12 protein-coding genes are annotated in these 12,863 nt (G+C 68.8%); 7 read left to right on the top strand and 5 right to left on the bottom strand.

All coding sequences use genetic code 11. The features are described 5' to 3' along the window. Positions 1-49 precede the first annotated feature (49 nt). Entirely contained in the window at positions 50-1,093 is a 1,044-nt protein-coding gene (locus tag ACIPWY_RS21180) for a substrate-binding domain-containing protein (protein ID WP_393702561.1), read from the bottom strand. A 109-nt stretch (positions 1,094-1,202) separates the two neighbouring features. After that, positions 1,203-2,609, bottom strand: a complete 1,407-nt coding sequence (locus ACIPWY_RS21175; RefSeq protein ID WP_362906475.1) for an alpha-L-fucosidase — start codon at positions 2,607-2,609, stop codon at positions 1,203-1,205. 228 nt (positions 2,610-2,837) lie between these two features. Here ACIPWY_RS21175 and ACIPWY_RS21170 point away from each other — a divergent pair, with 228 nt between their 5' ends. The 7 genes from ACIPWY_RS21170 (at position 2,838) to ACIPWY_RS21140 (ending at position 9,802) form a co-directional block, all read left to right on the top strand. Then, positions 2,838-3,938 (top strand): sugar ABC transporter substrate-binding protein, encoded by a 1,101-nt coding sequence (locus ACIPWY_RS21170; RefSeq protein WP_393702559.1) that lies wholly within the window; start codon positions 2,838-2,840, stop codon positions 3,936-3,938. Positions 3,939-4,000: 62 nt separating this feature from the next. Beyond that, complete coding sequence (locus ACIPWY_RS21165; protein WP_393702557.1) at positions 4,001-5,092, top strand: mandelate racemase/muconate lactonizing enzyme family protein; 1,092 nt, start codon at positions 4,001-4,003, stop codon at positions 5,090-5,092. Next, on the top strand, positions 5,089-6,165 hold the full coding sequence (locus tag ACIPWY_RS21160) for an ABC transporter permease (protein ID WP_393702555.1): 1,077 nt from the start codon (positions 5,089-5,091) through the stop codon (positions 6,163-6,165). Before ACIPWY_RS21165 ends, ACIPWY_RS21160 begins: the two co-directional genes overlap by 4 nt. Then, positions 6,162-7,175, top strand: coding sequence for an ABC transporter permease (locus ACIPWY_RS21155; protein WP_362906467.1), 1,014 nt, complete (start codon positions 6,162-6,164; stop codon positions 7,173-7,175). Before ACIPWY_RS21160 ends, ACIPWY_RS21155 begins: the two co-directional genes overlap by 4 nt. Beyond that, complete coding sequence (locus ACIPWY_RS21150; RefSeq protein ID WP_401534381.1) at positions 7,172-8,713, top strand: sugar ABC transporter ATP-binding protein; 1,542 nt, start codon at positions 7,172-7,174, stop codon at positions 8,711-8,713. Before ACIPWY_RS21155 ends, ACIPWY_RS21150 begins: the two co-directional genes overlap by 4 nt. Next, complete coding sequence (locus ACIPWY_RS21145; RefSeq protein ID WP_362906463.1) at positions 8,710-9,033, top strand: L-rhamnose mutarotase; 324 nt, start codon at positions 8,710-8,712, stop codon at positions 9,031-9,033. Before ACIPWY_RS21150 ends, ACIPWY_RS21145 begins: the two co-directional genes overlap by 4 nt. A 61-nt stretch (positions 9,034-9,094) precedes the next feature. Further along, positions 9,095-9,802, top strand: a complete 708-nt coding sequence (locus ACIPWY_RS21140) for a GntR family transcriptional regulator (protein WP_362906461.1) — start codon at positions 9,095-9,097, stop codon at positions 9,800-9,802. Positions 9,803-9,868: 66 nt separating this feature from the next. Here ACIPWY_RS21140 and ACIPWY_RS21135 read toward each other — a convergent pair whose 3' ends face one another. Genes ACIPWY_RS21135 through ACIPWY_RS21125 form a run of 3 tightly spaced genes read right to left on the bottom strand, consistent with a single transcriptional unit; the run spans position 9,869 to position 12,814 of the window. Further along, positions 9,869-10,744, bottom strand: coding sequence for an amidohydrolase family protein (locus ACIPWY_RS21135; RefSeq protein WP_393702550.1), 876 nt, complete (start codon positions 10,742-10,744; stop codon positions 9,869-9,871). Positions 10,745-10,785: 41 nt separating this feature from the next. Further along, the gene (locus ACIPWY_RS21130; RefSeq protein WP_393702548.1) at positions 10,786-11,592 is read right to left on the bottom strand and encodes an HpcH/HpaI aldolase/citrate lyase family protein; all 807 of its coding nucleotides are present in this window, start codon (positions 11,590-11,592) and stop codon (positions 10,786-10,788) included. 16 nt (positions 11,593-11,608) lie between these two features. Then, complete coding sequence (locus tag ACIPWY_RS21125) at positions 11,609-12,814, bottom strand: DUF5624 domain-containing protein (RefSeq protein WP_393702545.1); 1,206 nt, start codon at positions 12,812-12,814, stop codon at positions 11,609-11,611. Positions 12,815-12,863 lie beyond the last annotated feature (49 nt).

The raw sequence follows: 12,863 nt of genomic DNA, 5'->3' as shown, positions 1-12,863 counted from the left end.
ACCTTGCCCCGCCCGCTGAGCCCCGGCCGATCACAGAGTGGGGCAGGGCTCAGCCTCCCGCCGGGCGCCGCAGCGACGAGGCACGTGCGATGACGACGGGCTCGGGTGCCGAAGCCGTCGCCGGGGCGGCCTCGTCGCCGCGCAGCCGTGCCAGCAGCAGTTCCACCGCGTCGGATGCGGCACGGTCCAGATGCAGGTCGACGGCTGTCAGCGGTGGTTCACATGTGCGGGCGCGCAGCCCGTCGTACCGGGTGACGACCATGACGTCGCCCGGTACGGTGCGTCCGCTGTCGACGACCGCCTTGACGGCGCCGACCGCGAACGCGTCCACCAATGCGCACACGGCGTCGATCTCAGGGTGCTCGCTGAGCAGGGTGGCGCAGGACTCGTAGCCGGCTTGTTCGCCTCCTGCCTCTGACGCGGTCGCCACGATGGGGGTCCAGCCGCGTGACGCGGCGACGCGCTCGTACGTCGACAGCGCGTCCACCGACGAGTGACGGGAGCCCGAGCCGACGATCAACGCCGGGTGCTCGGCTCCCTGCTCGTGAAGATGATCCAGCAGCAGGTCGGCGACGAGCCCGCCGTGCAGGTCCACGTACGGCGCGTTGTCGTCGGGCGGCATGGGGCGACCGAGCGCCACATACGGCAACCCGCGTTCCTTCAGCTGAGCCACCGCCGCGTCGTCCACATCCGGCTCGACGACGATCGCCCCGTCGATGTCGACGGAGTAGAGCGCCGAACCGGACTGCACGGGCGGAACGAGTACGAGGGCGTACTCGTGGAGAAGGGCACTCTCGGCGGCGGCAGCGGCCACTTCCATGTAGAAACCGAGTCTCGACGGCCCTCCAGCCACTGCGAACGGCATGGAAGAGGCCAGCGCGATGGCTCGGGCCTGCCCACGCCTCAGCCGTTGAGCCCGCAGATTGGGGCGGTAACCCAGCTCAAGGGCAGTCCGTTTGATGCGCTCGCGCGTCCGAGGATCAACCTTGCCGATCCCGTTGAGAGCGTGCGAGACCGTTGTGCGCGACACCCCCGCGGCACGTGCGACATCTGCGATCGTCGGTGGCCTTGAGCTGGATCCGGACATGGGCATCCGTGCGGACGCTCCTCACGTGCGAGGACGGGTGGGAACCCCACTATCTTCGCCGACTGAACATGTGCGCGCTGGCTCAGTTCTGGCCATGACCACGTTACGCAGCGAGTCAGTGCAGTCGGCCGATTTCCTTCAGGCGGTCGACGTACTCGTCAGGGATGCGCCCGCTGAGGTCAGGCGCGACGTTCAGCAGGAACAGGGCGTTGCCGTCGTTGGCCTTCTTGAGGTTGGTGACGATCTCGTCGGCCGGTCGTGGAGCGCCCGTCCCGGTGGTGTGGAACCAGGTGCGGTTGGTGTCGAGTGTGTCGCTGGCGTCGGTGGGGCGGGGGTTGGAGGCCGGCGGCATGCCCTGGACGGGGACCTCGTACACGATGACGTCGGTGGTGCGGAGCGAGCCTTCGTGGTCGTTGTTCGCGACGACCGTGTGCGGCGAGGTCTTGCGGATCATGTCGCGGACCGGCTGGTAGGGGATCTTGGAGTACGGGATGTTCCAGCCCCAGCCGTCGAACCAGAGGTAGTCGATCTGCCCGTACTGGGTGAGCAGTTCACGCAGCTGGTTCTCGATGAGTTCGGTGCTGTCGCCGTTGTGCCGGTCCCAGATGGAGAAGTAGAGACCGACCTTGAGGCCGTTGGCGTGCATGGCGTCGACGTACTCGCGGACGATGTCGCCCTTGCCGTTCTTGTACGGGCTGGCGGCGACGGAGTAGTCGGAGTACTTCGTCGGCCACAGGGCGAAGCCGTCGTGGTGCTTGGCGGTGAGCACGCCGAACTGCATCCCGGCCGCCTTCATGGACTTCGCCCACTGGTCGGCGTCGAGGTTCGTCGGATCGAAGTCCGCGGGGTTGCCGTTGGGGTCGGCCCACTGTTCGTCCTGGTACGTCGACATGTTGAAGTGCATGAACATGCCGAACGGGTTGTTGTCCACCCACTTCTGAGCGTCCCGGCCGGGCTTGAGGACGGACGTCCCGAAGATCTGGACCTCCGCGAGGGCCAGGTAGCCGCTCCCTTCGAGCTGTACGCGTACGTAACGGGCCGAGCGCTTCAGGGCGACCTCGGCCGAAGCGCCGTCGAGGGTCCCGAACCGGGTGGCGCTCACGCCGCTCTGCGCCTTCGCCTCTTCCAGGCTCGCCGAGCCGAACGGCTTGTCGGAGGTCAGGACCCAGAAGTTCGACAGCCGGTCGGTGCAGCAGTCGGTGCGGTTCCACACGACGACCTTCGTGACGTCCTGGCTGCGGCCGAGGTCCGTCTGCCACCACGGCTGTGCCTCCAGCGCGGTGTGCGAGACCGAATCGGCGTAGTAGTTGCCGTTGTGCTCACCGTCGACGGCGCGGGCTGCCGCGCCGTCGTAGGCGGTGCTGCTCTGTGTCGCCCTGGTGCCGATGGCCAGGTCCCGCAGCTCGCTGCCGGCCGGTGGCGTCGCGTTCGATGTCGCGGCGGCACCGCTCTGAACTCCCGCTGTCAGCAAGGTCAGTACGGCCAGTACGCCGATGAGATACGTCCTCGCGGAGCGTCTCACGCCTACCTCCTCGTCGGAGAATTTTCCTATACGATTTCGGCGCGTAAGAGGGATGTCAATAGGGGTGGCAGCCCTCGCGGACACCTGCGGGTTTCGGGTCAATTGCCGTTGTTGGAACCGTGTTTGGGCAGTAAATTCCGCGCGCTGCCCCGTCGTACGTATTGACGCGGCCGCATCGTCGGCGCACCATCACCCTGCAAAGATCCTATTGGATTGGGGTAGATGGTCGTGAAGAACCAGCTCCTGCTGAGAACCGTGGCGCGGGTCGCAGTCGCCGGGACGCTCCTGGCAGCCGGTGCGGTGGGCTGCACCATCAAGAACTCCGGGGATCCGGTGAACGCGGGCGCCGGAGCGTCGGCGAGCACGGGTGACGGAACGGCCGAGCTGGCGAACGGCTCGGGCGTGAAGGTCGCACTGGTCCCCGGCGGGGCGCACCCCTACTTCCAGCCCTGGAAGCAGGCCGGGCAGACCGCCAGGAGCACGTACAAGCTGGGAGGCGTCACCTTCGATGAGACCGCCGAGTGGGACCAGCAGAAGCAGAACGACCTGCTGTCCTCCCTCGCCGCCCGCGGCTACAACGCCTTCGGCGTCTTCGGTGTCTCACCGACCGACATCAACAGCACGTTCGCCCGCCTCAAGTCCCAGGGGCTCGCCGTCGCCTCGCTCGGCTCCTGTCCCGCGGGCAACGTCGACAAGGCGGACTTCTGTCTGTCGACCGACGTCGAACTCGCCGCGTACAAAGCCGCCGAGGCCGCCATCGACCAGATGGGAGGCAAGGGCACCCTGGTCCATCTGACGGGCAACAACGTCGACGCCAACACCCAGTTGCGGATCAAGGGAGTGGCGAAGGCAGTCCGCGAGAGCGGCGGCAAGGTGAAGCTGCTGCAGACCGTCACCGACATCGACAAGGACCTCCAGACGGCGCAGAAGGCGGTCTCCGACCTGATGGCCGCCAAGGGCAAGTCGATCCAGGGCATCGTCGCCACCGCCTACAACCCGGCGGTCGCCGCCGCGGGCGCGGTGCGCAGTTCCGGGTCGAAGGCCAAGGTCATCGCGATCGACGACGACGCCAAGATCCTCAGCTCGATCAGGAACGGCTCCGTGAGCGCGACCGTCGTACAGAACCCGGTCGGCCAGGCCGACATCGGGTCCTGGGTGCTCGCCCTGCTGCAGACCGAGCAGTGCACGATGCGGACCCCCGGCGTCACGGTCGACTCGGGATCGTTCGTGGTGACCAGGAAGAACGTCGCCGACTACGACACCGCCCGCAAGGCCAAGACCGCCGAGCTGAAGAAGAAGTTCGCCGACGAGCTGCTCAACTGCCGCTGACCGGCGGCCCCGTACCCCTCTCCACCTCCCGTACCCCCGCACCTCCCGTACACCGGAGTCCCATGAGCATCGTCATCACCGGCGCCACGGCCCATCTCGCCGATATCGAGGTCGAGACGGTACGGACCGACGCCGTCCAGTCGTTCGTCAAGCAAGAGACGATCTTCGTCGACCTCACCACCTCCGAAGGCCTCACCGGCACCGGATACGCGTACACCATCGGCACCGGCGGCTCGTCCGTCCTCGCCATGCTGCGCGACCACCTGCTGCCCCGGCTGATCGGGCAGGACGCCCGCCGCGTCGAAGGACTGTGGCAGGAGCTGTTCTCCCTGACGCGCGCCACCGCCGTCGGGGCGATCACCTCGCTCGCCCTCGCCGCGGTCGACACCGCCCTGTGGGACCTGCGGTGCAAGCGGGCCGGCGAACCGCTGTGGCGGCTGGCCGGCGGGTTCCGCCAGGACGTCCCGCTGTACGACACCGAGGGCGGCTGGCTGCACCTCAGCACCGAGGACCTCGTCAAGGGCGCCCTGGACGCCAGGGACAAGGGGTGGTCCGGCGTAAAGATCAAGGTCGGCAAGGAGCACGTCTCCGAGGACGTCGAGCGGCTACGCGCCGTACGGGAGGCCGTCGGGCCCGCCCTGCACATCATGACGGACGCCAACCAGTCCCAGACCGCGTCCTCCGCGCTGCGGCTCGCCGCGGCACTGGAGCCCTACGCTCCGTTCTGGCTGGAGGAGCCCCTGCCGGCCGACGACGTGAGCGGCCACGCGCGGCTGGCGCGGGCCACCTCGATCCCGGTGGCCGTGGGTGAATCCCTGTACTCGCCCCTGCAGTTCAGGCAGTACCTGGAGTCAGGTGCCGCCTCCGTCGTCCAGGTCGACGTAGCCCGCGTCGGCGGCATCACGCCCTGGCTGAAGGTCGCCCATCTCGCCGAGACCTTCAACGTCATGGTCTGCCCGCACTTCCTGATGGAACTGCACATCAGCCTCGTCGCCGCCGTGCCCAACGGCCGGTTCGTCGAGTACATACCGCAGTTGAGGGCCGTCACCCGCTCGGAGCTCGCCGTGGACGGTGGACGCGCTCTCGCTCCGGACGTGCCGGGCATCGGCATCGACTGGGACCGGGACGCCCTGGACGACCGGACGGTGGCATGAACACCACGACCGCACCACCCGCGCCCGCGGCGGAACCCGCCACCGACAAGCCCCGGTCCGCCGGCCGGCTGCCGTTCTGGGTCAACCAGCAACTCGGTCTCCTCGTCCTGGTCGTCGCGCTGGCCGCACTGTTCGGGGCGCTGCGTCCCGCGTTCTTCAACGCTCAGTTCTCCCTCTTCCCCCTGCTCAGCGACATCTCCACACTGACCGTGGTGGCACTGGCGCAGATGGTCGTCCTGTCGGTCGGGCACATGAACCTCGCCGTCGGACGCATGGCCTCCTTCGGCGCCATGTTCGCCGGACTCGGCTACGACCGGCTCCATCTCCCGCTCGTCCTGGGCCTGTTGCTCTGTCTGATCGCCGGCACCGCGATCGGTGCACTCGCCGGATGGGTGATCGCCCGTACCGGAGTGAGCTCCTTCGTCGTCACGCTGGCCATGGACTTCGCGCTCCTGGGACTCGTATCGCTGCTGTACGGGGCGCTGACCGACAACGCGGCCTTCACCTCGACCCCGGCGGGCATGGCGGAGCTGCGCAGCTACTCGCTCGCCGACATCTGCGCGGGCCCCGTCTGCGGCTCCGACGCAGTCCCGCAGCTCGCCCAGTTCGCGGTCCTGGCCCTGATCGGCCTCGGCTTCCTCTACCGCTACACCCGCACCGGTCGCGAACTGCTCCTCACCGGGGCGAACCCCGCCGCCGCGGAACTCTCCGGCATTCCGACCCGCCGGCGCATCGTCACGGCCCACGCCCTGTCCGGGCTGCTCGCCTCCCTCGCCGGATTCATGGCGGCCGTCAGCACCGGGTCGTTCCGGGCCTCCATCGGCGGGGAGTTCATGCTTCCCTCGTTCCTCGGGGCGGTGCTCGGCGGCACGCTGCTGACCGGCGGAGTCGTCTCCGTACTCGGCGCGCTGCTCGGCACCTCGCTGGTGGACGTGATCCGAAAGGGACTCGATCTGCTCGGGGTCGGTCTCGAAAGCCTGAACATCTATCTGGGCGGCGTCCTGCTGCTGGCCCTCTCGGCCGACCGGATCCGCAACGTCGTCTCCTACCGCAAGGTGGTGCGGTCCACATGAGCCTGACCCGTGACGTCCTGACCACACTCACCCCCGCGATCCGGCGGCACTCACGCTCCACCGAGACGACCCTGCTGGCCGTCGTCGTCGTGGGCTGCGCCGGCCTCGCGATCGCCTCCTCGGGCGACTTCCTCGGCGGGAACTCCGTCCGGACCTTTCTGCAGTACCTCGCCACTCCGGTGCTCATCGGCCTGGCCCAGATGGTGGCCCTGTGCGTGGGCCAGCTCAATCTGGCCGTCGGCGCCCTGGGCGGCTTCACCGCCGCCGTGATGGCCGTCCTGATGGCCGACGCACACTGGCCGATGGCGGTCGTGGTGGTGGCCGGCGTACTGATCGCCACCCTGATCGGGCTGCTGACCGGCGTGTTCATCGTGGCCACCCGGATCAACGGCTTCATCGTCACGCTGGCCACCATGACCATGCTGCTCGGCGCCCAGTACCGCGTGGTGGGCACCCGGACCGTGGACGGCTACTCCTCCTTGCTCAAGGACCTGGGGTCGGCCGCACCGCTGAACATCCCCCTGGTATTCCTCACGGCTGTCGCCACGGCCGCGCTGCTCGCGCTGTTCATGCACCGCGGTATCGCCGGGCGCCGGCTGCTCGCGGCGGGCGGCAATCCCCTCGCCGCACGCCTGTCCGGCATCTCCACGGACCGGCAGATCGTCCTCGCCCACACCCTGTCCGGACTCCTGATCGGCGTCGCCGCCGTCACCGCCACCGCATCCCTTCCCGGAGTCAACGCCAGCGTCGGCGGCGACTGGCTGCTGCCCAGCTTCGCGGCCCCCATCATCGGGGGAGTGGCGCTCACCGGCGGCTCGGTGGCCGTACTCGGCACCGTCCTCGCCGCCTTCCTCATGCGGCTCATCGACACCGCGCGGGCGCAGTTCTCGCTCGACCCGAGCTGGGTGAACTTCCTCATCGGCATCGTCGTCCTGGGCACCGTGGTAGGCGGCCGCATCCGTCAGTCGAAGGCCACAACTCCACTCCCTGTCAACGGAGTTGCGTCATGAGCGAGTTACTTCTCGAAGCCCGCGGCATCGTCAAGGTCTTCCCCGGCGTCCGTGCACTGGACGGCGTGGGGCTGCGCCTGGAGGCCGGCACCGTACACGCCCTGCTCGGCGAGAACGGCGCGGGGAAATCCACCCTGATCAAGGTCCTCACCGGCGTCCACCCGCCCGACGGCGGACAACTGCTGCTGCACGGCGAGGGCGTACGGTTCCGGTCGCCGCTGGAGGCCGCACACGCCGGGATCGGGGTCGTGCACCAGGAGCGGAACCTCGTGCCCGCCTTCTCCGTCGCGGAGAACATCTGCCTCCAGGCCCCGCCGTCCCGACGCGGGATGATCGACCGCGAGGCGATGTCCGCCCCCGCCCTGAGGTGCCTGGCCGAGATCGGCGTGGAGCTGGACCCGCAGACACCTGTCTCCCAACTCTCCGTAGCACAGAAGCAGTTGGTGGAGATCGCGAAGGCGCTGTTCACCGAGAGCCGGGTCCTGTTGCTCGACGAGTCGACCGCCTCTCTCTCGCCCCAGGAGACCGAGCGGCTCTTCGGGGTGATCCGCAGGCTCGCGGACCGGGGCACCTGCGTCGTCTTCGTCAGCCACAAGCTGGAGGAGGTGTTCGCGGTGTGCGACACGGTCACGGTGCTGCGCGACGGGCAGTCCGTACTGGACTCCGCACCCCTCGCCGACCACACCCACGACGACGTGGTGAACCTGATGGTGGGCCGCGCCCACACGACGACCGGCTTCACACCACGGACCGTCGACACCACCTCACCACCCGCCCTCTCCCTGTCAGGGATCTCCACCGGCGCCGGGCACCGGGACATCACACTCGACGTCCGGGTGGGCGAGATCGTGGGCCTGTACGGACTCGTCGGCGCGGGCCGCAGTGAACTGGCCAAGGCGATCCTGGGACTTGACCGCATCGAGTCCGGCGAGATCCGGGTGCACGGTGCCCCGGTGCGCATCAACTCGCCCCGGCAGGCGCTGCACGAGCACGGCATCGGCTACGTGACGGAGAACCGCAAGGAGGAGGGCGTTTTCCTGGAACAGCCGATCGTACGGAACATCACCGTCACCGTCTGGCGGAAGCTGGCCCGCGCCCTCGGCCACGTACCGGCCGACCGCGAACGCGCCACGGCGGCGGAGCTGGTCGAGCAACTCGGCATCCGTATCTCGGGACTCGACCAGCCCGCCGGGGAACTCTCCGGGGGCAATCAGCAGAAGGTGAGCCTCGCGAAGTGGCTCGCCGCCGACACCCGTCTGCTGGTCGTCGACGAGCCCACCGTAGGCGTCGACATCCGCACGAAGAGGGCCTTTCACGAACTGCTCTGGGAGCTCGCGGGCAAAGGCCTCGCGATCCTGCTGATCAGCAGCGACCTCGGCGAGATGGTGACCCTGGCGGACCGCATCGTCGTCGTGGGTGGCTACCGCACGCGCGGCGAAGTGCACAACGACCACGACTACGAGGAGATGAGCGGCCGGATCATCCGTCTCATCCACGGCCGGCCCGAGGCGGCCGTGCAGGAGAGGAACACGGCGTGAAGCGCATCGCCCAGGTCATCAAGGTGCGGCCCGAGAAGCTCGCCGTGTACCGGGAGCTGCACCGCGACGTCCCGCAGCCGGTCCTCGAACGGCTGCGCAGCTCCCACATCGCCAACTACTCGATCCACCTGCTGGGCGACCGGCTGTTCAGCTACTTCGAGTACCACGGCGACGACCTGGAAGCGGACCTGCGGGCCATCGCGGACGACGAGGCGACGCAGACGTGGTGGGCGCTCACCGACCCGTGCCAGGAACCGGTCGAGGAGGCGGCACCGGGGGAGTGGTGGACCGGCCTTGAGCAGGTGTTCCTCATGGAGTAGGGAGCGGCCTCGATAGACTCGTCCCCACCGATCGATCCTTCACTGCGCACCTGGAGGCCGGATGCCGTCCCACGACCCCCCTGCCTCCGACCCCCTGGACGACCCGGCCGCGAAGCCGCAGCGCCAGGTCCTGACGGACACCGTGTACGAGGCCATCAAGGCCATGGTGATGGACCACGAGATCGTCCCCGGCGCCCGCGTCGGCATCGAGTCCCTCTCACGGTCCCTCCAGGTCTCGCCCACCCCGGTGCGCGAGGCACTGGCCCGCCTGGAGTCCGACGGGCTTCTGGTCAAACGGTCGCTGGCGGGATACCGCGCGACCGAACTGCTCACGCCGGAAGGCCTGGAGCAGCTCTTCGAGATGCGTCTGCTCCTGGAACCGCGGGCCGCGGCTCTCGCAGCGACGTACGCCGACGAGGCACAGCTGGACACCCTCGAACAGCTCCTGGAGGACATGCAGACCCGCCCCGCGGTGGACGGCCGGTACGCCGCCTATCGCGATTTCGTGGCGCTGGACCAGCGCTTCCACGACGCCGTTGCGGCAGGCGCCGGGCGCCTGCTCCTCGCGGACGCCATCGAGCGCCTCCACTCCCATCTGCACATCTTCCGGCTCCGCTCCATCCCCGGGGCGGGCGAGCCGACCCTCGCCGAGCACGAGCGCATCGTCCGTGCGGTGCTGCGCCGCAGTCCCGAGCGTGCGGCGGAGGCGATGGCCGAGCACCTAAGGCTCAGCCTGGAGCGGCAGCGCAACCGCGGCGACGCCCCCTGAGCCGGCCGCACGACCGGGGCCCCTTCCGTAAGACCGCTGCTGGACGGTCAGTGTGCGTAGAAACGGTCAGTGTGCGTAGAAGAGGCGCTGGGGTGAGTCGACGAGGATCTGCTGCCGGTCGCGCTCGGTGGGAGCCCAGTCGGCGAGGAGGTTCAGGAGTTCACCGGTGTCGCGTTGCCCGTTGATGAGGTGGGGCCAGTCCGAGCCCCACACCAGGCGGTCCGGCCGGGCCGACACCAGGGCGCGGCCGAGCGCGCTGACGGAGGACAGGGGCTTGTCCTGCGCGATGCGGTAGGGGCCCGACAGTTTGATGTGGCAACTGCCGTGGCCCAGGATCCGCACCAGGCGCTCGAAATCCGTTGAGGTCAGGCCGTCCGACTCCTTCATGTATCCCATGTGGTCGATGACGAAGGTGTCTTCGAGGTCGGCGAAGAACGGCAGCAGATCCCGCACGACCGTGCCGGGTGTGTAGAACTGCAGATGCCAGCCTCGGGGCCGGGCGCGGTCGGCCATCCTGCGGATGTACGCGATGAGGTCCGGGGTGCTCCAGGAGGCGCGGGCGAAGAGATCGAGGCGGATCGCGCGGACTCCGAGGACATCGAAGCGGTCCAGCTCCTGGTCGCTGGCGTCCTCCTCGATGCGGACCACACCGCGGCACTGCGGACCGGCCTTACGCAGCACGTCGACCAGCAGGCTGTTGTCCGTGCCGTAGTACGTGGGCTGGACCAGCACGATGCGGTCGATGCCGAGGTGCCGTGTCACGCGGAGGTACTGGTCGAGGGTCCCGTCCGGGAAGGAGTACAAGGGGTCGGCCACGGGTGCGTAGCCGGGTTCGAACACGTGGAAGTGGGTGTCGCAGCTGTTCGGCGGGACACGGAAGGTGGGTCGGGTGTTGCTGTCGGCGGGACGCATGGGCAGCGGCGCGGGCAGGGCTGGGGGCATGGCGGCAGTCCTTCGACGGAGGGGAGGGTGGCGGAGGCCAATCAGGCCTGGGCGCCCCGGAGTTGAGCCAGGCACTGCTGGGCGCGGGCGGACGCTGCTTCGTAGAGCAGAGCGGTGTCGGTTCCCGTGATGCGCAGTGAACTGACGCCGAGCGGCACGAGGGTGTCCAGCAGTGACGGGTCGTTGACGCCGCCGAGCACCATCAGCTTTCCGTGGCGCTTGCAGGCACCGGCGATGGTGGCGACGGCGTCCCGCACGCGGGGATCGCCGTACTGCCCGGGCACGCCCAGCTCGGCGGTGAAGTCGTTCGTGCCCAGCGCGAGCATGTCGACTCCGTCCAGCTGCGCGATGGCGTCGGCGTTGGCCAGACCGGCGGGGGTCTCCAGCAGGATCTGTACGAGGGCTGAGTCGTCAAGAACCGGATTCAACTCCCGTGCGGGAGTGGGCCGTAGACCCAGCTGGGGCACCATATTGGTCTGCGAGCGTCGGCCTCGTGGCGCGAAGCGGCACGCTCGGGCGACGTCTTGCGCCTGATCGACCGTTTCGACCCGTGGCGCGATGACGCCGTGTGCGCCGCTGTCGAGAAGGCGCCCGATCATTCCGTACTCGCGCTCGGGAATCCGTACCAGAGCGGTGAGACCGAGTGCGTCGGCCGCGGTGCACAGGGCGGCTGCGACATCGGTCGACATGCTGGAGTGCTCCAGGTCGACCATGACGCTGTGATGTCCGGTCGAGCGGGCGATGTGGATGATGTCGACGGTGCGGCTGCCACGGATGGAGAGCATCAGGGTGGGTTCGCCGGCATGCAGGCGGCGCAGGAATCCGCTGCTGGGTGGCGTGCGGTTCATCCGCGAATCCTCCGGGTCACGTCAGGGTCGGCAAGGGGGGATACGGCTCGTCGTCGAGACCCGGCACCGTGATCGCCAGCGGGTCGTTGTCGTGGGCGACGAGTTGCTGGGCGGCGTAGTCGGTCACGGCCCCGGAGAGGAGCTGGCGGGGATCCTCCATGACCAGACGCAGCCGGGTGACCAGTGCGAACCAGTCCTGTGGGGAGCTGATCCAGGGCCGTTCGGTGATGACGGTGTCGGATGCGTTCGTGGGGTCGATGGTCTCTTCGGCGTGCTGGTCGGGGTGCTCGTCGCCCGGTGAGAACGCCGGATAGCCGGCGAACATGGAAGCGCCCAGCTCCACGGTTGCCCGGGTGCCTGCCCACAGCTGACGCATGACCGGTTCCAGCGCGACGACTTCACTGAGGTCGCCGTCGACGGGGGTGGCGAAGACGGGAGCGTGAGGTGCCATGTAGAGGCGGCTGAGCGGCAGTTTGTGGCGGGAGGCGGCGAGGACACCGCTCGCGACACTGCTCGTACGCCAGGTCACCCCTGCCGTGGGCCGTCCCTGCTGCCCGGCGATGATCACCATGGCGCGTGCCCAGTCGATGCCCTGCCCGTCGCACCAGGCGATCAGGCGGTGGGAGTTGTCCATCCCGACGAGGAAGAACGTGGCGACCATGATCCGGTTGAAGGACACCGGCAGGTCGGGGCTGTCACCGTCCTCGAGGTAGTTCTCGCGCAGCGACTGATGCGTGAGGTGGGTCGGTTCCGCGAGTGCGCGCAGCAGGAAGCGTGCCGTGAGGTCGCAGGCGTAGTCGACCATCGTGGCGATCGCCTCTTCGCGGCCGCGATAGGCGGGAGCGGCTATCTGCTCGCGCCACAGTGCGGTGCTGTTGGCGCCGCGGGAACGGCGGACGTGTTCAAGGAGACGCTCGGCATCGTCGCGCCAGATGCCGTCGGGCTCCTGTCGGCGCAGTTCGGCCAGGGACGCGAGCGCCGGTCCCAGGTGGGAGATCGCGGCGAGTTCCTTGAAGCCGCGGGTGGACAGGCGGAAGCCGAGCACGGTCGGGGACCGGCCGTCACCCGGGTACAGGGCCATGTCCGCACCCGTCACGACGAGCAGCGGATCGCTCGCGCGGGCTCGCGCGGCGCCTTCCCGCAGGTGCGCGCCGATGGAAGCGGGGCCCGCCGTATAGGCGGTGAACAGGCCGACCAGTTCGGGGCTTTCGTGCGCAGGCATCAGGGGTTCACCTTTCAGGGGAACGGAATGCGGGAGCGCTGCCGGTCTC

Source organism: Streptomyces sp. NPDC090032 (assembly GCF_044748025.1).
GTDB lineage: Bacteria > Actinomycetota > Actinomycetes > Streptomycetales > Streptomycetaceae > Streptomyces.
The sequence above is the reverse complement of the archived record's forward strand: the minus strand, read 5'-3'. Positions and strand labels throughout refer to the sequence as shown.

Bases quoted from the DNA above. Each gene is read 5' to 3' on its own strand.
- ACIPWY_RS21180 (WP_393702561.1), bottom strand. From the start codon at position 1,093: ATGCCCATGTCCGGATCCAGCTCAAGGCCACCGACGATCGCAGATGTC.
- ACIPWY_RS21165 (WP_393702557.1), top strand. From the start codon at position 4,001: ATGAGCATCGTCATCACCGGCGCCACGGCCCATCTCGCCGATATCGAG.
- ACIPWY_RS21160 (WP_393702555.1), top strand. From the start codon at position 5,089: ATGAACACCACGACCGCACCACCCGCGCCCGCGGCGGAACCCGCCACC.
- ACIPWY_RS21155 (WP_362906467.1), top strand. From the start codon at position 6,162: ATGAGCCTGACCCGTGACGTCCTGACCACACTCACCCCCGCGATCCGG.
- ACIPWY_RS21150 (WP_401534381.1), top strand. From the start codon at position 7,172: ATGAGCGAGTTACTTCTCGAAGCCCGCGGCATCGTCAAGGTCTTCCCC.
- ACIPWY_RS21140 (WP_362906461.1), top strand. From the start codon at position 9,095: ATGCCGTCCCACGACCCCCCTGCCTCCGACCCCCTGGACGACCCGGCC.
- ACIPWY_RS21135 (WP_393702550.1), bottom strand. From the start codon at position 10,744: ATGCCCCCAGCCCTGCCCGCGCCGCTGCCCATGCGTCCCGCCGACAGC.
- ACIPWY_RS21130 (WP_393702548.1), bottom strand. From the start codon at position 11,592: ATGAACCGCACGCCACCCAGCAGCGGATTCCTGCGCCGCCTGCATGCC.
- ACIPWY_RS21125 (WP_393702545.1), bottom strand. From the start codon at position 12,814: ATGCCTGCGCACGAAAGCCCCGAACTGGTCGGCCTGTTCACCGCCTAT.